Origin of the sequence: Desulfococcus sp. (assembly GCF_041737845.1) — a bacterium.
GTDB lineage: Bacteria > Desulfobacterota > Desulfobacteria > Desulfobacterales > Desulfococcaceae > Desulfococcus.
On sequence record NZ_JBGSQX010000022.1, the window covers coordinates 1 to 20,145 of the forward strand.

18 protein-coding genes are annotated in these 20,145 nt (G+C 61.1%); all 18 read left to right on the forward strand.

What is annotated here, in order from left to right; translation table 11 throughout:
• On the forward strand, window positions 1-829 hold an 829-nt coding region (locus tag ACEW8N_RS02730; RefSeq protein WP_373498261.1), incomplete at its 5' end, for an ATP-dependent helicase C-terminal domain-containing protein.
• Window positions 830-1,017: 188 nt separating this feature from the next.
• Window positions 1,018-3,084, forward strand: a complete 2,067-nt coding sequence (locus ACEW8N_RS02735; protein WP_373498262.1) for a sigma-54-dependent Fis family transcriptional regulator — start codon at window positions 1,018-1,020, stop codon at window positions 3,082-3,084.
• 477 nt (window positions 3,085-3,561) lie between these two features.
• Window positions 3,562-4,854 (forward strand): dihydrolipoamide acetyltransferase family protein, encoded by a 1,293-nt coding sequence (locus tag ACEW8N_RS02740; RefSeq protein WP_373498263.1) that lies wholly within the window; start codon window positions 3,562-3,564, stop codon window positions 4,852-4,854.
• Between the two features lie 30 nt (window positions 4,855-4,884).
• Window positions 4,885-6,255 carry a dihydrolipoyl dehydrogenase gene (gene lpdA / locus ACEW8N_RS02745; protein ID WP_373498264.1) on the forward strand — a complete coding sequence of 457 codons (1,371 nt, stop codon included), beginning with the start codon at window positions 4,885-4,887 and terminating at the stop codon, window positions 6,253-6,255.
• A 13-nt stretch (window positions 6,256-6,268) separates the two neighbouring features.
• A complete protein-coding gene (lipA, locus tag ACEW8N_RS02750; RefSeq protein ID WP_373498265.1) occupies window positions 6,269-7,828 on the forward strand; it encodes a lipoyl synthase in 1,560 nt (519 codons plus the stop codon).
• Window positions 7,829-7,868: 40 nt separating this feature from the next.
• The gene (locus tag ACEW8N_RS02755; protein ID WP_373498266.1) at window positions 7,869-8,243 is read left to right on the forward strand and encodes a Lin0512 family protein; all 375 of its coding nucleotides are present in this window, start codon (window positions 7,869-7,871) and stop codon (window positions 8,241-8,243) included.
• A gap of 58 nt (window positions 8,244-8,301) precedes the next feature.
• Window positions 8,302-9,261, forward strand: coding sequence for a thiamine pyrophosphate-dependent dehydrogenase E1 component subunit alpha (locus ACEW8N_RS02760; RefSeq protein ID WP_373498267.1), 960 nt, complete (start codon window positions 8,302-8,304; stop codon window positions 9,259-9,261).
• Window positions 9,262-9,321: 60 nt separating this feature from the next.
• Entirely contained in the window at window positions 9,322-10,296 is a 975-nt protein-coding gene (locus ACEW8N_RS02765; protein WP_373498268.1) for an alpha-ketoacid dehydrogenase subunit beta, read from the forward strand.
• A 56-nt stretch (window positions 10,297-10,352) separates the two neighbouring features.
• A complete protein-coding gene (locus tag ACEW8N_RS02770) occupies window positions 10,353-11,138 on the forward strand; it encodes an SDR family NAD(P)-dependent oxidoreductase (protein ID WP_373498269.1) in 786 nt (261 codons plus the stop codon).
• A 240-nt stretch (window positions 11,139-11,378) separates the two neighbouring features.
• Complete coding sequence (locus ACEW8N_RS02775) at window positions 11,379-12,437, forward strand: 2,3-butanediol dehydrogenase (RefSeq protein ID WP_373498270.1); 1,059 nt, start codon at window positions 11,379-11,381, stop codon at window positions 12,435-12,437.
• Window positions 12,438-12,569: 132 nt separating this feature from the next.
• Window positions 12,570-13,772: a hypothetical protein gene (locus tag ACEW8N_RS02780; protein WP_373498271.1), complete on the forward strand. Its 1,203-nt coding sequence runs from the start codon at window positions 12,570-12,572 to the stop codon at window positions 13,770-13,772.
• A gap of 172 nt (window positions 13,773-13,944) precedes the next feature.
• A complete protein-coding gene (locus tag ACEW8N_RS02785) occupies window positions 13,945-14,979 on the forward strand; it encodes an ATP-NAD kinase family protein (RefSeq protein ID WP_373498272.1) in 1,035 nt (344 codons plus the stop codon).
• A gap of 24 nt (window positions 14,980-15,003) precedes the next feature.
• The gene (locus tag ACEW8N_RS02790) at window positions 15,004-16,311 is read left to right on the forward strand and encodes a hypothetical protein (RefSeq protein WP_373498273.1); all 1,308 of its coding nucleotides are present in this window, start codon (window positions 15,004-15,006) and stop codon (window positions 16,309-16,311) included.
• A gap of 67 nt (window positions 16,312-16,378) precedes the next feature.
• Complete coding sequence (locus tag ACEW8N_RS02795; protein WP_373498274.1) at window positions 16,379-16,801, forward strand: glycine cleavage system protein H; 423 nt, start codon at window positions 16,379-16,381, stop codon at window positions 16,799-16,801.
• Window position 16,802: 1 nt separating this feature from the next.
• Complete coding sequence (locus ACEW8N_RS02800; protein WP_373498275.1) at window positions 16,803-18,020, forward strand: (Fe-S)-binding protein; 1,218 nt, start codon at window positions 16,803-16,805, stop codon at window positions 18,018-18,020.
• Between the two features lie 37 nt (window positions 18,021-18,057).
• Window positions 18,058-18,207 (forward strand): hypothetical protein, encoded by a 150-nt coding sequence (locus ACEW8N_RS02805; RefSeq protein WP_373498276.1) that lies wholly within the window; start codon window positions 18,058-18,060, stop codon window positions 18,205-18,207.
• 60 nt (window positions 18,208-18,267) lie between these two features.
• Window positions 18,268-18,456, forward strand: a complete 189-nt coding sequence (locus ACEW8N_RS02810; RefSeq protein ID WP_373498277.1) for a hypothetical protein — start codon at window positions 18,268-18,270, stop codon at window positions 18,454-18,456.
• A gap of 43 nt (window positions 18,457-18,499) precedes the next feature.
• Window positions 18,500-20,092 (forward strand): biotin/lipoate A/B protein ligase family protein, encoded by a 1,593-nt coding sequence (locus ACEW8N_RS02815; protein ID WP_373498278.1) that lies wholly within the window; start codon window positions 18,500-18,502, stop codon window positions 20,090-20,092.
• Window positions 20,093-20,145: the final 53 nt, after the last annotated feature.

Sequence of the window (20,145 nt, forward strand, 5' to 3'; positions counted from 1 at the left end):
GCTGGACGGCGCGGGGCCGGATGCCCGGATCCGCCTGGCCGCGCCTGTTCGGCCAGAGGACCTGGCGGCGCACCTGCCGGAGCGGATCAGGGAAATCGCCGTGGTCCGCTGGAACCCGCGGACGGAAGCCGTGGAGGCCCGGATCGAGGAGCGGTTCGGCGAGCTGGTGCTCCGGCACAGGCCTTTGCGGGAACCCGAACCCGAACGCTCGGCGGCGGCCATGATGGAGGGAGTCCGGCAGATGGGCCTTGCGTCCCTTCCCTGGGACCGGCATATCGAGACCTGGCGCGCCAGGGTGATCTTCCTGAGGCGGGAGGCGGCCGGCGGGCTGCCGTGGCCCGACCTGTCCAGCGAGGCGCTGGCGGGGACCCTGGAGGTCTGGCTCCTCCCGTTTCTTGGCGGGATCACGCGAAGGAGCCAGTTCCAGCGGCTGGACCTCAAGGGCGCCCTTGGGGCCATGCTCTCCCGGGAGCAGAAAAAAACCCTGGACGAGCTTGCGCCCACCCACGTGGTCGTCCCCAGCGGTTCAAGGATCCCGGTGGACTACGCTGGCGGGGAGTCGCCCGTCCTGGCCGTAGGGCTCCAGGAGATGTTCGGCGCCGCCGATACGCCCCGCATCGCCGGGGGCAGGGTCCCCCTCCTGCTCCACCTGCTCTCCCCCGCGGGGCGCCCCATCCAGGTGACCCGGGACCTTGCCGGCTTCTGGACGGGCAGCTACGCCCAGGTCAAAAAGGAGATGAAGGGCCGCTACCCCAGGCATGACTGGCCGGACGACCCCCTCGCGGCCCTGCCCACGAACCGGGCGAAATCGAGGGGGAAAAAGGCCTGATCTTTGCTGTGGTGAAAATCGATGAGCCGGTCATACGAATACAGCGGCCATTCCGGAGTGGATATTCGAGGGGCCGCAACTATGGACCAGACGGATTTTCTTGTGTTCCGCCATTTTCTGATGTAAATTTAGTCATTCTGCATTACTTCAGCTCAAGGTCGCGGGGACAACAACCGGGGGAGATTGAAATGTACTCTCTGGTGCGCAAGAACAACCGATTCAGCTTTGTGAAGAGCGATCGGGATGCCGGTCCGGCCAACCTGATAAAATCCATTTTCAATCCCGGGTGGCAGGGCACCACCTGGCGGTCGCCTTCCATCACGGAAAAGAAAACATGGACCACCTTTCTCCGGACAGACCGGGTTGACGATCCCCGGTTCAACAGCCAGATCCTGCAGTCCTGGCAGAGATGCCGTCGCGCCGAAGTCGACCCGGTAAAGGGGATGGGCGAAAAGTTCATGCCGGTAAAGGAACTGGAGCATGAATCCGAAAATCTTGTCGCGCTGGCAAAGCCGATCATGGACACGCTCTACCACTGCGTCAAGGGGTCGGAGTTTGTCATCGTCCTGGTAGACCGGAAAGGCTATATCCTGAATACTGTCGGCGGGCTCAAGGAACTGAAGCACGCGGACAGGTTGAGGTTCGGCCCCGGAGCCAACTGGGCGGAGGAATGCGTCGGCACCAACGCCATCGGGACGGCGCTCGCCCTGGGCCATCCCGTCCAGGTGACGGGCACGGAGCACTATTGTGAAAGCCACCACCTATGGACCTGCTCGACCTCCCCCATCCGGAACCAGGCCGGAGAGATCATCGGATTCATGGACATATCCGGCCCCCGCGAGAGGGCGAGCGCCCACCAGATGGGGCTCATCGTCGCCGCGACCCATGCCGTCGAAGACCGCATCATCCTGGATGAATCCTACGGCAAGCTCTATGATATCAACAAATACCTGGAAGCCATATTGAATTCCGTTTCCGAAGGCATCATCGCGGTAAACGGCAAGGGCCTCATCACGGGCATCAACAAGGTCGCAGCCAAGGCTTTCCGCCAACACCCCAGGGAGGTGATCGGCAAGACCATCAACCCCTTTATGCAGCACGATGGGCGGCTGGTCGATTTTTTCAATACCCGGGCCGCCGGGTTTACAAAAGAAGAGATCGTATTCAAGCTCCCCGATGGAAAGGTTTCTTATACGGCCACGGCAAACCCGGTATTCTCCGAGAAAAACGACAACAAGGGGTTTGTCATCACCTTTTCGCCGGCAGAAAAAACCTGTTTCCAGGTGCCGCCATCGAAGGGGACGATGGTCAAATTCAGCTTTGCGGATATCATCGGTGAAAGCAAGGCCATCCGCCGGAGCATGGAAATGGCGAAGCGGGTTGCCCCGGGGCCGTCCACCGTACTGATTCTGGGTGAAAGCGGCACCGGTAAAGAGCTTTTTGCCCAGGCCATCCACAGTGCCAGCGACTACCGCGCAGGGCCCTTTGTTTCCCTCAACTGCGGGGCCATCCCCCGGGAATTGATCCAGAGCGAACTTTTTGGCTATGCGGACGGCGCCTATACCGGCGCAAAGCGGGGCGGCTGCTCCGGAAAATTCGAAACGGCCAACGGGGGAACCCTGTTTCTGGACGAGATCGGCGAGATGCCCTTCGAGATGCAGATCAACCTGCTGCGGGTGCTGGAAGAAAAGGCGATCGTGCCGATCGGCGGGAAAAACGCCATACCGGTCGACGTCCGCATCATCGCCGCCACCAACAAGAGCCTCTTCGAAGAGGTTTCCAAAGGGCGTTTCCGGGAGGACCTCTATTACCGGTTGAACGTCATCAGCCTCGCCCTGCCCCCTCTGAGGGCCAGAGAGGGAGACGTCCGGCTGCTGGCGCAGTACTGGGTTGAAAAGATTTCGCAGAAAATGGGCCTGGATCAGAAAAAAGTGACTCCCGATGTCCTGGGCCGGTTCGAAAAATACCATTGGCCCGGCAATATCCGGGAACTGGTCAACGCTATCGAGCATGCGGTGAATATGTCCGGCGGCGAGGATATTTCCGTGAGGCACCTCCCCCGGGGCCTGAGAAGCATTGACGCTGAAACGCCCCGGCCGGGGGCGGACGACATCATGACCCTGAGCGTCATGGAGAAGGCCGCCGTCAAAAAGGCGCTTCTGTTTTACGACGGCAACATCACCAGGGCATCGAAAGCCCTGGGCATCGGCCGCAACACGTTTTATGAAAAAATGAAAAAATACGGCATCGCATGATGCCCGCACGGGAAGGGCCGGCAGTGCCGCGCACGAAGATCCCGTGCAAGGCTCCCCGGTCCGCGACTGTTCAAGAATCGATCATTGTTCAAAAACATGACAGCATTTCTGTGGCGGATCGCCAACGCCCGTCCGGCTGAACCTCACCCCGATACCGTTCGAAACGCGAACACCCTCAAGCCTCCCTTGTCCCTGCGGTATCAACCGGCGCATATCCTGTGATCCGTACCGTCATATCACCATAATGCTTTTATTTATTATTAGAAGCAACGCCTGCGGACGGCGGAATGCGCCTGCCGGCGGCCGGCGGCGCGGGCGTGGCATGTCTTTTGCTTCAGGTTTTTCCAGGGCGGCGCGTCATGCATGGGGGACGCTTCGGACAATCCTTGGAGAGGGGATACGGGCAGGGCGCCATTTCTTTGATGCAATCCAGAGGAGGCTTGAACAGTGGGCAACGTGACAATGCCGAAACTTGGCATGACGATGAAAACGGGCAAGGTTTCGAAATGGTATAAGGCAGAAGGGGATACCGTTGCGAAAGGCGAAAACCTGTTCGAGGTCGAAACGGAAAAAATCACCAACAAGATAGAGTCGCCGGAGACGGGGCGTCTGTTTCAGATCGTGGTTCCGGAAGGCGCGACCGTGCCGGTGGGAACAATACTGGCCGTCATTGCACAGGCGGGCGAGACGCCGGCGCGCATCGAAGGGGTCCAGGCCGGAAAAGCGGCCGCCGGGAAGAAGGCGGCGGAACAGCCCCGTTCCCAGGACACCAGGCCGGCGGAAGAGCGTCAGATCGTGTCGACCCCGTCCGCCCGGCGCCTGGCGAAGGAGCTGGGCGTTGACCTGGCGCTGGTGACGGGCACGGGCCCTGACGGAAAAATCAAAGAGGCGGATGTGCAGCGCTTCCATGACGAAGGAGCGCCAGTCCCGAAAATCACCCCTTTGGCTGCGGAAATGGCGAGGCAGGAAGGCCTGGATATCTCCGGCATCACCGGAACGGGTGAACACGGTAAAATTACCCGGGAGGATGTCGAGCGGGCACTTGCCCCGGCTGCGCCCGCAGAGGAAGTGAAGCCTTCCGGGGTCAGGGTGATCCCCTTTGCAGGGATGCGCAGGGCCATCGCCGACAATATGCTGGCCAGCCTGCAGAACGCCGCCCAGCTCACCGCCTTCACCGAGGTGGACGTCACGGAGATGGTGCGCTTCAGGGACCTTGTCCGGGAGGAATACAAAGGCGACGATTCCGTAAAGGTCTCCTTCAATGACATCATCGTCATGGCTGCGGCCCGAGCATTGATGCGGCATGCCGTCATGAACACCACCCTGGTCGGGGAGGAGATTCTGGTCCACGACACCGTGCATCTGGGGATCGCCGTGGCCCTGCCGGAAGGGCTCATCGTCCCGAAGCTGCGGCATGCCGAGCAGAAAAACCTGCTGCAGATCGCCCGGGAGACGAAGGCGCTGGCCCAAAAAGCGCGGGAAGGATCCCTGAGGATCGAGGACGTCACCGACGGCACCTTTACCATCAGCAACGTCAGCATGCTCGGCATGGACGGCTTCACGCCGGTGCTCAACCCGCCGGAGACCGGCATCCTGGGCGTCGGGCGCGTGATCGAAAAGCCCGCCGTATTCCAGGGGCAGATCGCCGTCCGCCACATGATGACCCTCAGCCTGACCTTTGACCACCGGGTCGCTGACGGCGCTCCGGCCATGACCTTCCTCAGGACCCTGGCAAGATATCTGGAACAGCCGATGCTGCTGCTGACCTGATGCGGCAACTTTCTGAAAAGAGGTGTGACGATGTACGATGTAACGGTAATCGGAGGGGGATCCGGCGGCTATGCGGCGGCCATCCGCGCGGCCCAGCTTGGGGCGAAGGTCGTATTGGCCGAGTGCGCCGAAACCGGCGGCACCTGCGTCAACCGGGGATGCATCCCCAGCAAGATCTGGCTGAGGGCGGCCGATATCCTCCACCACGTGAAAACCGGAAGGGAATTCGGCATCAACGCGTCCCTGGAAGGGATTGATTATCCGGCCATCCTCGAAAGGAAAAACGGCGTGTCGGCTGAAATCCGCATGGGCATGGAAGCGTTGCTGCAGAACAACGGGATCGAGGTCGCAAGGGGACACGCCGTGTTGAAGAGCCCGCGGGAGGTGGATGTCGACGGCCGCGTCATTGAAACGAAAACCATCATCATCGCAACGGGCAGTTCATTATCCGCGCCTGCGGTGCCGGGCTTGAAGGAAGCGGCCATGACAACGGACGACGTGCTGGAGATGGCCAAGGTGCCTGATTCCATACTCGTGTGCGGGGCCGGCTGCATCGAAGTCGAGATGGCCTTTCTCTTGAGCGCCTTCGGCTGCAGAGTCGCCGTTGCGTCCGGGGACGCAAGGATCCTGCCGAAGGAGGATTCGGACACGAGCCAGCGAATCGCCCAGGCCCTGAGGGACAGGGGTGTGGAGATTATTCCCCGCGCATCCCTTGAATCCGTTGAGCTGTCGGGAGCCAGGGCGGTGTGCAGGCTTTCCGGCCCCAAGGAGCGCACGGTCACCGTCGAAAAGGTCCTGGTTTCAGGCCGGACGCCCGCCACCTCCGGCCTGGGCCTGGAGAATGCCGGCGTCGCCTTGAATGAAGCCCGGGGGATCCGCGTCAACGACCGGCTGGCGAGTTCGGTTGAAGGGATTTATGCCGTCGGGGATGCGACCGGCGGCTGGATGCTCAGCCACGCCGCATCCTCCATGGCGGTGGTTGCGGCGGAAAATGCCCTGGGGGCCGGGAGCCGGTATCCCTTCAACCGGATTCCCAGGTGCCTGTGGACGCAGCCTGAAATGGCCGCGGTCGGTCTCTCCGAGGAAGAGGCCGAAAGGAAGGGCCATGAGGTGGAAACCGGCGTCTTTCCCTATGCGATCAATGGGCTCGCGATGGTCCGCAACCAGGTCGACGGCGCCGTCAAGATCGTCTCGGACGCCCGCTACGGTGAAATTTTGGGGGTCCATATCGTGGGCTCAAGCGCCACGGAAATCATCGGCGAGGCGGTGCTGGCCATGCAACTGGAGGCCACGGTCCAGGAACTGGCCCGGAGCATCCGGGTCCATCCGACCTTTTCCGAAGCGGTGGTGGACGCCGCCAGGGATGCCAAAGGATGGGCCCTGTATCTGCCTCGAAGTTGAAAAGCAGGGCAGGATGCAAACCAACCCGCGGGCCATTGAGGTCGTTGACTGGGGCGTGATCGGCTACGGCGAGGCCTTCCGGCGCCAGAAAAACATGGTGGCCGAGAGGATCGCGGACAGATGCCCCGACCGGCTGCTGCTGGTCGAGCACCCGCCGGTGGTCACCCTCGGCCGCGGCGGCGGTCTTGCGGACCTCTGCGTCGCGCCGGAGGTCCTTCGCCGGAAAGAGGTCGCGCTGCACCACGCGGACCGGGGCGGCAGGGCGACGTTTCACGGCCCCGGGCAGTTGGTGGCGTATCCCATCCTGAAGCTCGAGGAGAAAGACCTCCATGCCTATTTGCGGCGGCTCCTGGAGATGCTTGCCGACGTGCTGCGAAGCTACGGACTGATCCCGGAGTTCAGGGAGGGAACCCCCGGCGTCTGGGTCGGCGGGGCCAAGATCGCCAGCGTGGGCATCGCCGTCCGGAAATGGGTGACCTACCACGGCGCGGCCCTGAACGTTTCGACGGATCCCGGGTGGTTCAGCCTGATCGTACCCTGCGGCCGGCCGGATGAACGGATGACGTCCATAGAAAGCGAAACCGGACACCCGGTGGATCTGTCGGAGACCAAAAAGAGATTCGTCAGGTCGTTTGGCCGGATATTTGACCGCGACATGGCCGTTGTCCGGCCGGATGATGCCGGCGTGCGTCCCGCCTGGCTGGTCCGGCCGGCACCCGATCCGGCTTCCGTCGACCGAATGGCTTCGAGCCTGCAGGATCTCCGCCTCGCCACGGTGTGCCAGAGCGCCCAGTGCCCCAACCTCGGCGAATGTTTTGGCAGGGGAACGGCCACCTTCATGATCCTGGGCACCCGCTGCACCCGGAGATGCCGCTTCTGCGCCGTGGAAAAAGGCGCCCCCGACCCCGTGGACGAAAACGAGCCTGTCCGGGTCGCCCGGGCGGTCCGGCTGCTGGGCCTGAGCCACGCCGTGGTCACCTCCGTGACCCGGGATGACCTGCCGGACGGCGGCGCAGGGCATTTCGCACGGACCATCCGGAAGCTCCGGGAGGCCTGCGAAGGCACCCGCGTGGAGGTCCTGGTCCCCGATTTCAGCGGATCCGTCGAGTCCCTCGAACGCGTCTGCGAATCCCGGCCGGATGTTTTCAACCACAACGTGGAGACGGTGGCGCGGCTGTATGCCCGGGCTCGCCCCAAAGCCCTGTATCGGCGATCCCTGGGGATTTTATCCTACGCATCCGGACGGGGGCTCTTTGTCAAATCGGGCCTGATGCTGGGTCTTGGGGAAAGGGAAGACGAGATCCGGAAGACCCTTGCGGACCTGAAGCGCGCTGGCTGCACGGCGCTCACCCTGGGGCAGTACCTGGCGCCATCGGGGGATCACCTGCCCGTGGCCCGCTATGTGCCGCCGGAGGAGTTCAACCGGTGGGCCGAAACCGCCCGGGCAATGGGGTTCAAGGCCGTGGCCGCGGGGCCGCTGGTGCGCAGTTCCTATCGGGCGGATGTCCTGGCGGCGGAGGTCAATCTTCAGGCGCCGCATGGAGCGGTTCGGCGCATATGCGGGCACTATTGACGGCCGCCCGGCTGACACCCAAAAGACAGGAGACACAGGTATGGAAGCCAAGAGATTTATCGTCGAGATCGGGACCGGCGCCGACCTCCACGGCGAAGACGTCACCAAGGCCGCATGCCGGGCTGTCAGGGACGCCGTTTCCAGGAGCTGCCTCTGCGGACTGGTGGAGATTCTGGGCATCGGGGATCTTCAGTCCATGACGGTGGAGATCCAGGTCGCCTGCCCCAAGCCCGACGAGGTGGATCTGGAGCAGGTCAAGGCCGTCGTTCCCATCGGACGGAAAACCGCCCGGGCGGTCGAAGGCGGAATGACCGCAAGGGGCCTCTGCGTGACCGATTTCGCTCCGGGCTGCGACCGGATCGTCGTGGCCAATGCCGCCGTGACGGTTTTTATTCCGGTGGAGGGAACACCATGATGTGCCTGAACGCATTGGATGAAGCTGTTTTGTCAACCAGAAAGAAAGGAGAGACGTAATGGGCCTGACCAGTGAACAATTGATAGACATGTATGTCACCATGAACAGGATTCGGACCTTTGAAAACCGTGTTGCGGAGCTTTTTGCGGCCGGCAAGATCCCGGGGTTCGTCCACCTGTATGTGGGTGAGGAAGCCGTAGCCACCGGCGTGTGCGCAAACCTGACCGACAGGGATTATATCACCAGCACCCACCGCGGCCACGGGCATCTCATTGCCAAGGGCGGCGACATCAAGCGGATGATGGCCGAGCTTTTCGGCAAGAAAACAGGCTACTGCAAGGGCAAGGGCGGCTCCATGCACATCGCCGATCTCGATCTCGGCATCATGGGGGCCAACGGCATCGTGGGCGGCGGTCCGCCCCTGGCCGCGGGGGCTGCGCTGGCCTGCCAGTATCTGGGCACGGACAGTGTGGCGGTGTGTTTTTTCGGCGACGGCGCCTCCAACCAGGGCACCACGCACGAGGCCATGAACCTGGCCACCTGCTGGAAGCTTCCGGTTGTTTTTATCAATGAGAACAACATGTACGGCATCTCCTCCTGCACGCTCAACTCCATGTGCGTCCCCAATATCGCCGACCGGGCTGCTGCCTATGACATGCCGGGTGTTGTCGTGGACGGCAATGACGTCGTTGCGGTCCAGGAAGCGTCCGCCGAAGCGATCACCCGCGCCCGTGAGGGCAGGGGGCCGTCTTTGATCGAATGCAAGACCTACCGCCACCGGGGTCATTTTGAGGGAGATCCCTGCGCCTACCGCGATAATGCCGAACTTGAAGAGTGGAAGGAAAAGGACCCGATCCCGCGGCTGGAAAAGAAACTCCTGGAGATGGGGATGCTGACGGTCAAAAAGGTCGAGGAAATCGCGGCATCGCTCAAGAATGATCTGGCCGCGGCGGAGAAGTTTGCCGAGGAAAGTCCGTTTCCCAGCGTGTCCGAACTGACGGAGGATGTCTATTCATAGCCGTTTCAATGCGCAGCATCGACCCGGAATAACAGAACCCAAATCAAGGAGGATTGCAACATGCCGAATATGACTTTTGCCCAGGCGTTGAATGACGCCCACAGGGTTGAGATGGAGCGTGATCCCAATATTTATGTCGCCGGCGAGGATGTGGGGGTCTACGGCGGAATTTTCGGCGTCACCGCGGGGCTGCTGGATCGGTTCGGCGACAGGCGGGTGAAGGACACCCCCATCACCGAAAGCGCCATCGTCGGGACAGCGGTGGGAGCGGCATGCGTCGGCCTCAGGCCGGTGATTGAACTGATGTTCGTCGATTTCATCGGCGTGGCCCTGGATCAACTGTATAACCAGGCGGCCAAGATGAAATACATGTTCGGCGGCAAAGCCAAGATCCCCATGGTGATGCGCGCCACCTGCGGCGCCGGCATCGGGGCCGCGGCCCAGCACTCCCAGTGCCTGGAGGCACTGTTCATGCACCTTCCCGGGCTCAAGGTCGTCATGCCCAGCACGCCTTACGACGCCAAGGGGCTCCTGATCCAGGCGATCCGCGACGACAACCCGGTGGTGTTCCTTGAACACAAAATGCTCTATGCCATGGAGGGGGAGGTCCCGGAAGGGGCTTACGCCATCCCCTTCGGCAAGGCTGACATCAAGCGGGAGGGCAAGGACGTCACCATCGTCGCCACGGCCCGGATGGTGCATACGGCCCTGGGCGCCGCCGAGAAGCTTGCCGCCGACGGGATCAGCGCCGAGGTCCTGGATCCGCGCACGCTCTGCCCCCTGGACGGGGAGGGCATCATCGAATCCGTCAAAAAGACCCATCGGCTGGTGATTGTGCACGAGGAAGTGAAATTCGCCGGATCGGGGGCTGAAATCGCCGCCCTGGTGGCCGAAGAAGCCTTTGATTTCCTGGACGCACCGATCCTGCGGGTGGCCGCGCCCTTCTGCCCCGTCCCCTTCTCCCAGCCCCTGGAACAGGCATACATCCCGAGCGAGGCCCAGGTGATCGAAGCGGTCAGGAAAGTGACGGCGTAATGAATCCGGCCGGGTGAGCCGGCCGGATTCATCCCTAACCAAAGGAGGAATCGGATATGAGCTTACCATTGGAAGGAAAAGTGGCTCTGGTAACCGGAGGCGGTCAAGGCCTCGGCCAGGGCATTGCCAAACGGCTGTCGGAAGCGGGAGGTGACATCGCCGTGGTTGACCTCATGCTTCAGAATGCGGAAAAGGTGGCAGGCGACATCCGCGCGATGGGGCGTCGGGCGGTGGCGATTCAGGCAGACGTGTCCAAGTGGGACCAGGTACAACGGATGGTGGATCAGACCATTGAAAAGCTCGGCAGCCTCGACATCGCGGTGAACAACGCCGGCGTGATCAGCATCAAGTCCGTCGCCGAGTTGACGGAAGAGGACTGGGATTTTGTCAACGACGTCAACGCCAAGGGTGTGTTTCTCTGCTGCAAGGCAGAGCAGGAACCGATGAAAAAGCAGGGTTGGGGGAGAATCATCAATGTGGCGTCCATTGCCGGCAAGGAAGGGTTTCCTGATCTCGCCCATTACTGCGCCTCCAAGTTTGCGGTGGTGGGGTTCACTATCTCGCTTGCGAAAGAATTGAAGCGGACCGGAATCACGGTCAATGCGATATGCCCGGGAATTATCGGTACCCAGATGTGGTATGGGCCGAATGGGCTTGCGGAGAAGTGGAAAAATCCCGGCGAGACCATGGAAGCGTCGTGGAAGCGCCACCAGGATATCCTGATTCCCCAGGGTGAGGCCCAGACGCCTGAAGACATGGGAGATCTGGCGGTCTACTTCGCCACTTCCAAACACGTCACCGCCCAGGCCATCAACGTGGATGGCGGATTCACGTCGCACTGAGAAGGGGAACAAGCGGGGCGCCAAGCCATTTAACCCTATGACGGACAGACTGCCGTTTCACCCGGCACGGCTTGCAGGGAAGACGCAATGAAAGCCGCGGTATGGTACGGCAGGAAAGATGTCAAGCCGGGGGACCGGATCCTTCCGGAACTGGGTACGCGACGGGTTTTCCGGCTTCCGGTCTCCACCGGCACCATTGTCACTCACGCATGCAACATTAAATTAGAAGGAGAATCACCCATGAAAGCAGCAAAATGGTACGGAAAAAAGGACATCAGGGTAGAGACCGTCCCCGAGCCGCAGACGCCAAAAGCTGGCGTGGTAAAAATTAAAGTCTCCTGGTGCGGTATCTGTGGCTCCGACCTGCATGAATATCTGGCCGGTCCGATTTTTATCCCGACCCAGCCCCACCCGTTGACGGGTGCTTCGGCCCCGTTGATTCTCGGTCATGAATTCACCGGTACCGTCGTGGAAGTCGGCGAAGGGGTTACCACTGTCAGGGTAGGCGACCTGGTTGCTCCGGATGCATGCCAGCATTGTGGTGTTTGTGAACCTTGTCGTACCGGAAACTACAATGTTTGTGAGAAACTTGCCTTCACCGGCCTGATGGCTGACGGCGCCTTTGCCGAATTCGTCAATGTGCCTGCCGAGCTCTGCTACGTTCTGCCTCCGACCTTCAACCCCGAAGCCGGCTCGCTCATCGAGCCCCTGGCAACCGGATTCAAGGCCGTACGCAAGGCGGGCAGTATTATGGGCAAGACGGTGGTTGTGTTGGGTGCCGGGCCGATAGGACTGGGTACCCTCATGTGCGCCAAGGCTGCCGGTGCAGCCACCGTCATCGTTTTGGAAATGTCGGCTGCCCGTAAAAAGCTGGCCAGGGAATGCGGTGCCGACATCATCCTCGATCCGAATGAATGCGACGTCGTCGCCGAGATCAAGAAGTTGACCGGCGGTTCAGGCGCGGATGTCTCCTTCGAGTGCATCGGCAACAAGATGACCGGCCCCCTGGCCGTCGAGGTGATTAAAAACTGTGGCAAAGCGATCATCGTCGGCATCTTCGAGGAGCCGAGTTCCTTCAACTTCTTCAGCCTGAGCGCCACCGACAAAGAGGTTATCGGAACCCTGGCCTATACCATCGATGATTTCGCCGGAGTCGCCAAACTGCTGGCAAGCGGCCAGTTGAAAGCCGAACCCCTCATCACGGGGAGAATCAAACTCGATGACATTATTGCCAAAGGTTTCGAAGAACTGGTCAATAACAAGGATGCAAACATCAAGATCATTGTAAGCCCGAATTAGGAGTTGTTGCACGGTTGTGAACATCCGGTCCGGGGTTGCTTCCTCCCCGAAGCGAACTGCAGTGATATTTCCTGACGTCAGGGTGAGGCGGTTTTATTACGGAAGGTTTACTTTCTCTGGAAAGGAGCAGGTATGTCATTTTCATCAGAGGGAGCGATTGAAGGCACCGCCGCCACTTCGAAGCCTTTCGGTTTGCAGCTGGGTGCGGTCGGTTTTGCCATCGCAAGCTTCATCATCATTCATGGCATCAGCTTTGGTGTCTGGCGGTTGTTCGCCGACCCGCAAGTGGGTGTCTGGAAATTCTATCCACAACCATTCGGCGTCTATCTGTTCTGGGCTATTTTGGTGATCGTTTTTATCGGCTTCAATCTCGGCATGCATGGCTTTAGCAGCATGAGCCAGCCCTTGGGGGGCATTGTGGCCACGGTCGTCACCTTGGCTCTGGGCTTTGCCATCCCTATGCTGCTGATCTTCGGCTACGGTCAGTTGGACCCGGCGTTCAGTTCAACCAACTACGCCGGGCACGGCGCTGCCGGTCTCATTGTTCTGATCGGTTTTTACGGGTTCGGTATTGTGGCCAACAGCATGGACGGCTGGCCGTGGACCGATGCGGGTATGAGACAGCCCATGGTCGGCTTCGCACAAATTCTGACCGGTTTCTTTCTGACTGCTGTCGGCTACATAGCCTTGATCTATCCATGTCTGGCAAGCTGGACCGCTCCGGATAGGGTAATCATGTCCCTTCCCACGGCCATAGGCTGGTTCTATTCGGTTATTACCGTCTGGCTTACGACGGTCCTGGTTCTGGATCTCTGGCCGTACAGTACTTTCAAAACCCGCGCCGGAAGAGCCCTCGCCGCGCTCTTCGGCAACTTCGTCTTGGGAACCGTTCTCTACTACATCCTGCTGGCTTTGTTGAAGAATATCCTGATCCCTGCGGATGCGCTGGAGAAAATCGGGCCGGCCATCACCCTATGGCCCGCACAGCTCGGTGTATGGATTGTCAACTTCCTGTTGTTCTGGGCACTTTGCTGCGGTAACGCACCGACTTCCCTGAGTCCTTTAATGAACCGGATTGCGAGAGTCATCATTAGTTATGCTTTAGGGATCGGGGCGTTTGTCATCTATATGAAATGGTTTGCTGTAGAAGTTCTGCATGAAGCGGCAATCGTCCCTGGGTTCGGCGGCGATCCATTGACGTGGGTCGACCTTCTGAATCTTATCCTGCTGATATTCGTCTGCTATTTCGGGTTTTACGGTATCGTGAAAAAAGAAGGCGTTAACGTATGCTCCGTCTGTGGTCTGAAGGACTGCTCCTGTCAAGCCGATGCCTGAAAAGACTTGAAACCGCCAAAGAATAGGTAGACACCGGCTGAAGTCGTCGAAAAGGGTCTTAAAGATCCGCTGAGGAACCAGGAATCGAACGTCAAGATTCTGGTGTCGCCGGTATAGGGCAGAGGCTCCGGGCGCCGCGCCTGCGTTGCGGCGACGGAAGAAAGGACTCAAGATGTCATTGGTGGGCATTATCGCCAATCCGGCCTCCGGGACCGATATCCGCAGACTGGTCGCATACGGCAGCGTGTTCAACAACCAGGAGAAGGTCAGGATCGTGCGGCGGATCCTGCTTGGCCTTGCGGCGGCGGGCGTGGCTCGGATACGCTATATGCCCGACTATTACGGGATCGTGGAGCGGGCGCTTGACGGCCTGAAAATCGGCATGGACATTTTACCCCTCCAGTTTGACGCCAGGGCGGATCAGAGAGACTCCATGCGCGCCGCAGAGATCCTGGATGGCGCCGGCGCCGGCGCCATTATCACCCTGGGCGGCGACGGCACCAATCGCGTCGTTGCCAAGGGCACGCGCAGGGTTCCCCTGCTCCCGGTCTCAACCGGCACCAACAACGTCTTCCCGTACATGATTGAAGGAACGATCGCAGGGCTGGCCGCGGGCCTGATCGCCGCCGGAAAGGTCCCCCGGGAAGAAGGAACCTTCAGATCCACCCGGGTTGAAGTGGTGGCCGAAGGGCAGGTTCTTGATATCGCCATTGTCGATGCCGTGGTTTGCGACGATATGTTTATCGGCTCCCGTGCCGTCTGGAAGACGGATACGATCCGCCAGATTTTCCTGAACCGCGCCAGCCCGGTCAGCATCGGATTTTCCGCCATCGGCGGGATGCTCCGTTCCATCGCCCCGGAAGAGCCGCTGGGCATGCACCTGGCATTGGGCGAAAGCGGGCGGCCGGTCACCGCGCCCATCGCCCCCGGCGTCTTTGAAGCCGTGCGCGTGGAGAATGCCGCGCTCATGGCACCCGGCGATGAAATCGAGATCGCATTCAATCCCTGCGTGGTGGCGTTGGACGGCGAACGGGAACTGGAGATCCGAAAGGAACGGCGAGCGGCGGTCCGCATTTCAGCGGATGGCCCCGTGGTCGTGGATGTGGGACGGACCATGGCTTTCGCTGAAAAAAGCGGCATCTTTGCTCCGGACATGAAGGAATTGCAGGACGGTCGACCGACAAGGGATGGATTGCCAGTTCATTGAAAATAATATAGAATGAAAACAACTATGAAAACTACAGGGGTCTTCCTTCTTACCCTTCTCGCCGGGAGTTTTCCGGCCGCGGCAGCGCATGTCAACCCCGGCGGCGACACCGACGTTCAGTGTGCGGAGTGCCATGAAGCGGCGTCGGCGGATCACGGGGCATCCGTTCACAGGGCCGTCGGATGCCTGGAATGCCATCCCGGGGCCGAAACGCCGGAGCATGAAGCGGCGCCCCCGATCGACTGCCGGGAGTGCCATGCGCCCCACGATGAAAAGGTCATCCACGATGCCCACAGCCGGGTCGACTGCAGGGCCTGCCATGTGAAAGGGGGCGTCGCGGCGAGGGATCCGCGTTCGGGGCGCATCGTCTGGAGCGGGGATTTCCGGCCCGGTCCGGCGCCCGGACCCCATCAGGCGATCAGAACCGGCGGAGAGGACGTGTGCGGGACCTGCCATTTCCGGGGAAATGCGATGGGCGCGGTATCCACGGTCCTCCCTCCCAAAAGCGTTCTGTGCATGCCCTGCCATGTCGCCACCGTCTCGGCGGGCGATACGGTCACCCTCGTTGCCCTGGTCGTGTTCCTCCTCGGCGCGGCTGGTTTGGGGGCGGTCTGGGCTGCCGCGATCCCCGGCCGGGAGGGCGCTCCTTTGGGCGGAAGAATCCTCCCGATGATTCGATCCGCGGCCGGCGCTTTTTTGAGGGGTGGATTCTCCCGGATACTGAATACGCTGATCGTTGAGGTGTTCCTGATGCGGCGCCTGTTCAGGCTGTCCCGGGTCCGCTGGCTCATCCACGCGCTGATCGTTTACCCGATGGCCTTCCGCTTTGCTTTCGGCATCGCGGCCCTCGCGCTTTCGATCCTTCTGCCGGACCTGCCCGTCACCCGGGCCATGCTGGACAAGAACAGCGCCGTTCGCGCCTTCACCTTCGACCTGACGGGCGCCATGATGTTGGCGGGCGCGGCCGGCGCGGTCGTCCGGGAGAGGAAAGCAGGGATCGAGGGGCTCACCGGGCTGCCCGAACCGGGCCGGGGGATGCCCCTGTTGATCGGCCTCATCGTTCTGGTCGGATTTGTCCTGGAGGGGCTGCGGATCGCCATGACGGGCATGCCCGAAGGCGCGGCATGGGCGTTTTTCGGGGTTGCTGCGAGCCTGCTTTTCAAGGGCATGACCGGACTGACAACCATTTACGGATATGGTTGGTATCTGCATGCGATCCTGGTCGGCGGTTTCGCGGCGCTGATTCCTTTTACGCACATGTCCCACATCATCACTGCACCCATATCGCTGATCCTGGACGCCCGGCACCCAACGTCCGGACATTCCCGATAATAAACCGCGAGCGGCCGGCCGTTCGCGTCCCGGGTCCGCGAGGCATTCAACAGAAAGGAACGAATCCATGGAAATCCAAGGGTACCATCTCCCGGAAGACCTCTACTACGAAAAAAACCATTACTGGGTGCGGAAAGAGGGCGATATCCTGGTCATGGGGATGGACGATTTCGCCCAGAAGCTGGCTGGAGACATTGTCTTTGTGCAGATTCCTTTTGCGGGAAAGAAGCTTGCGGTAGGCAAGAAGTTCGCCCAGGTGGAATCCGGCAAATGGCTGGGAAAGGTGAACGCGCCGGTCAACGGCGAACTGATCGAAGGAAATGAAGCCCTGGAGACGGAGCCTTCCCTCATCAACCAGGACTGCTACGGCCGGGGGTGGATGTACCGGATCCGGCCGGACGACATGGCAGAACTGAAGGATCTGCTCCACGACCCCGCAGACATTGAAAAATGGCTTCTTGAGGATATTGAGAAATATAAACAGGATTGACATGGAGAACCGGAACTACGACATCGCCCAACTGCTGCAGATGCAGGCGTGCACCCACTGCCAGGCCTGTGCCGGGGTCTGCCCGGCGGTTGCCGGCAGCCTCGATGGAAAGCTGTCGGCGATCTGGCGGATCGAGGCCCTTGGCCGGATACTGAAGCGGCGGACGGATTTCTGGCGCAGGGTTTTCCGCCTTAAACCGCCCTCGCCGGAGGAGCTGCGCGCTTTCAGCGAGACGGTTTTCCGCTGCACCCTGTGCGGGAACTGCCGCCGGGTTTGTCCGGTCGGGATTGACCTGACCCGCCTCTGGCATTCCCTTCGCCGGGATCTCGTGGATTCGGAGGCCTATCCCGGTAAGATCGACATGATCCTGAAAAACATGACGGAAAGCCACAACGTGTTCGGAGAGGACAACGAAGAGCGGGCCGGGTGGGTGGAAGACATGCCCGACGCCCCGGATCACGGGTATGTCAAGGACCGGGCCGATATCGTCTATTTTACCGGCTGCGTGTCCTCTTTTTTCCCCATGGCCCGGCAGATCCCCATGGCGCTGGTGAGGATTTTCGATGCGGCCGGGGTCGATTTCACCCTCCTGGGCGAAGAGGAGTGGTGCTGCGGGTTTCCCCTGCTTGGCGCGGGCCTCGGGGGGCATCTTGGCGCCCTGATGGAAAACAACCTCCATGCCGTGAAGGCCAGGGGGGCGAAACAGGTGGTCTTCGCCTGCCCTTCCTGCTACAGGATGTGGCAGGAGCACTACCCCCCGGGGGTCGGTATCTCCCATGTCACCGAATTTCTGAGCGGACTCGTCAACTCCGGCCGCCTTCCCCTTCACGAACTGGATCTCACGGTCACCTACCATGACCCCTGCGATCTTGGGCGGGGCGCGGGAGAGTACGACGCCCCGAGGGATATCCTGCGGGCCATCCCCGGGATACGCTTCGTCGAGCTGGCGCGAAACCGCGGGGATTGCTCCTGCTGCGGCGGCGGCGGCAACCTGGAGATGATCGACGCCGGGCTGTCGGCGAAGATTGCCGCAAACAAGATTGAAGAGGTCCGGGCAACGGGCGCCCAGGCGGTGGTGACGGCCTGCCAGCAGTGCGTGCGCACCATGACCACCTATGTGAAGAGAAACAAGGTTCCCATCCAGGTCATGGACATCGTCCAGCTCCTGCACCGGTCGGTTGCCGGCGGGGATGACAAGGACAGGGGGCAGGCTGGATAGGCATTGAGGATGAGATCGATTTTGGAAAGGAACGCCCATGGGCGAATATTCCGCGACCGTTCGACTGACGGATGAAGGCGCCGATGTCCGCCTCGGGCAGGCGCGCTTTTGGATGACGGGCGCCAACAGCGCCGGAACCGGCCATGGCTGTCCCGTATCGCATCTGGCCGGCGCACTGGGAGGCTGAATCGTCCTGACCCTGTCTGCGGTCGCAGACCACAAAAAAATAACCTTGGAGAGGCTCGAGGTGCGGGTAACCTGCACGACCGAAACCGGCAATGCCCCAAAAACCCGCTTTGATGTCATCATCGATGTCGGCTCCAGCCTCAGCATCCGGGAGCGAGCCATCCTTTTCAATTCGGCGCGCAGGTGCGAGGTGGCCAAAATCCTGCTGGGAAAAATCGACGTGGCGTACGCCCTGACGTGCGAAACATAGCCGCGATCCTGCCGCGGCGCACTGACGATGAACGGGATGCGATATGCAGCACTGGAGACTGCTGGACACGCCGCCCATGACGGCGGCTGAAAACATGGCCCTGGACGAAACGCTCCTGGAACTCAAGGCCCAGGGCAGGAGCCCCAACACCATCCGCTTCCTCCAGTTTTCACCGAGGGCGGTCCTGGTGGGGTTTCACCAGGCTGTTTCCGAGGAGATCCGCACCGATTTCTGCAGGGAGAAGGGGATCGACATCAACCGGCGCATCACCGGCGGAGGGGCCGTTTTTTTTGATGAAAACCAGCTGGGATGGGAAGTCTTCTGCGAAAAGGCGTTTTTCAACGCGATCCTCCCCAACGTCCGGCTTTTCAAGGCCCTGTGCGATCCCGTGGTGGCGGCCCTCGCGCTGTTGAACGTCCGGGCGGAGTTCAGGCCGCGCAACGACATCGAAGTGAACGGCCGCAAGATTTCGGGCACCGGCGGCACCGATTCGGGCGATGCCTTCATGTTTCAGGGCACCATGCTGGTGGACTTTGATGTGGACACGATGCTGAGGGCCCTCAAGATCCCCGTGGAAAAACTGAAGGCCAAGGAGATCGATTCGGTCAAGGACAGGGTGACCTGTTTGAAATGGGAAACGGGCGATACTCCCGCACTTGGGGATCTCAAGCAGGCCATCCGGCGCGGGTTTGAACAATGCCTGGACATCCGGCTTGAACCGGGCGGACTGACGCGCGAGGAGGAGAGGCGGTTCACCAGCAGGATCAGGCATTTTCGATCCCCCGGCTGGATCGACGCCGTCAGGCCCCGGTTCCGGAAGCGCGAGGCCGTGCAGTCGTCCTACAAGGCCCCGGCCGGGATGGTCCGCTTCACCCTGGTGGTGGACCTGCCCCGGAAGCGTCTCAAGGACATTTACATCACCGGCGATTTTCTCTCGTTTCCCGGCCGGGCGCTCTACGACCTGGAAGCCGGGCTGCGGGGAGCGCCTTTGGACCGCGATCATCTGCATTCGGTCATCCGCGGTTGTTTTGACGACGGGCGCATGACCATTCCGGGGCTGCCCTTCGAGGATTTTATCAAGCCCCTGGACCAGTGCCTGGAGAAGATCGACATTGCAAAATACGGCATCCCCTTGGCGCACTGCAACATGATCTCCCTTGCCAACGGATCTTTTGATGCGGTCGTCCGAAAGCTGCCGTCGGTGCTGCTCCTGCCTTACTGCGCCAAATTCACCGGATGCGACCTTCGGTACGAGAAGGGATGCCGGGCATGCGGGGAGGCCGGATGCTCCGTCGGTCCGGCATGGAACATGGGGCGTTTGAGGAAGATGAAGGTCGTCAGCATCGTGAGCTTTGAAGACCTCTGGGGCGAACTGACCAAGATGAAGGCGGCCGGGGTGCCGGCCTACATCGGCTGCTGCTGCCAGCCGTTTTTTGCCAAGCACGTGGATGATTTCCAACGATCCGGGTTGCCGGGCATCCTGCTCGACATCGACAACACCACCTGCTATGACCTGGACCAGGCAAAGCAGGCCTACGCCGGGCGGTTCGAAAGTCAGACCCGGCTGGACCTGGCGCTTCTCGCGACGGTGCTCCGGGCGGTCACGGATGCCGGCGGCAGGGGACGGGCAGCATGACGGAAGCGATATCCTGCGACATCTTGGTGGTGGGCGCAGGGCCCGCCGGCGGG

Bases quoted from the DNA above. Each gene is read 5' to 3' on its own strand.
- ACEW8N_RS02760 (WP_373498267.1), top strand. From the start codon at position 8,302: ATGGGCCTGACCAGTGAACAATTGATAGACATGTATGTCACCATGAAC.
- ACEW8N_RS02790 (WP_373498273.1), top strand. From the start codon at position 15,004: ATGAAAACTACAGGGGTCTTCCTTCTTACCCTTCTCGCCGGGAGTTTT.
- lpdA (WP_373498264.1), top strand. From the start codon at position 4,885: ATGTACGATGTAACGGTAATCGGAGGGGGATCCGGCGGCTATGCGGCG.
- ACEW8N_RS02795 (WP_373498274.1), top strand. From the start codon at position 16,379: ATGGAAATCCAAGGGTACCATCTCCCGGAAGACCTCTACTACGAAAAA.
- ACEW8N_RS02805 (WP_373498276.1), top strand. From the start codon at position 18,058: ATGGGCGAATATTCCGCGACCGTTCGACTGACGGATGAAGGCGCCGAT.
- ACEW8N_RS02755 (WP_373498266.1), top strand. From the start codon at position 7,869: ATGGAAGCCAAGAGATTTATCGTCGAGATCGGGACCGGCGCCGACCTC.
- ACEW8N_RS02785 (WP_373498272.1), top strand. From the start codon at position 13,945: ATGTCATTGGTGGGCATTATCGCCAATCCGGCCTCCGGGACCGATATC.
- lipA (WP_373498265.1), top strand. From the start codon at position 6,269: ATGCAAACCAACCCGCGGGCCATTGAGGTCGTTGACTGGGGCGTGATC.
- ACEW8N_RS02770 (WP_373498269.1), top strand. From the start codon at position 10,353: ATGAGCTTACCATTGGAAGGAAAAGTGGCTCTGGTAACCGGAGGCGGT.
- ACEW8N_RS02775 (WP_373498270.1), top strand. From the start codon at position 11,379: ATGAAAGCAGCAAAATGGTACGGAAAAAAGGACATCAGGGTAGAGACC.
- ACEW8N_RS02815 (WP_373498278.1), top strand. From the start codon at position 18,500: ATGCAGCACTGGAGACTGCTGGACACGCCGCCCATGACGGCGGCTGAA.
- ACEW8N_RS02800 (WP_373498275.1), top strand. From the start codon at position 16,803: ATGGAGAACCGGAACTACGACATCGCCCAACTGCTGCAGATGCAGGCG.
- ACEW8N_RS02765 (WP_373498268.1), top strand. From the start codon at position 9,322: ATGCCGAATATGACTTTTGCCCAGGCGTTGAATGACGCCCACAGGGTT.
- ACEW8N_RS02735 (WP_373498262.1), top strand. From the start codon at position 1,018: ATGTACTCTCTGGTGCGCAAGAACAACCGATTCAGCTTTGTGAAGAGC.
- ACEW8N_RS02780 (WP_373498271.1), top strand. From the start codon at position 12,570: ATGTCATTTTCATCAGAGGGAGCGATTGAAGGCACCGCCGCCACTTCG.
- ACEW8N_RS02740 (WP_373498263.1), top strand. From the start codon at position 3,562: ATGACGATGAAAACGGGCAAGGTTTCGAAATGGTATAAGGCAGAAGGG.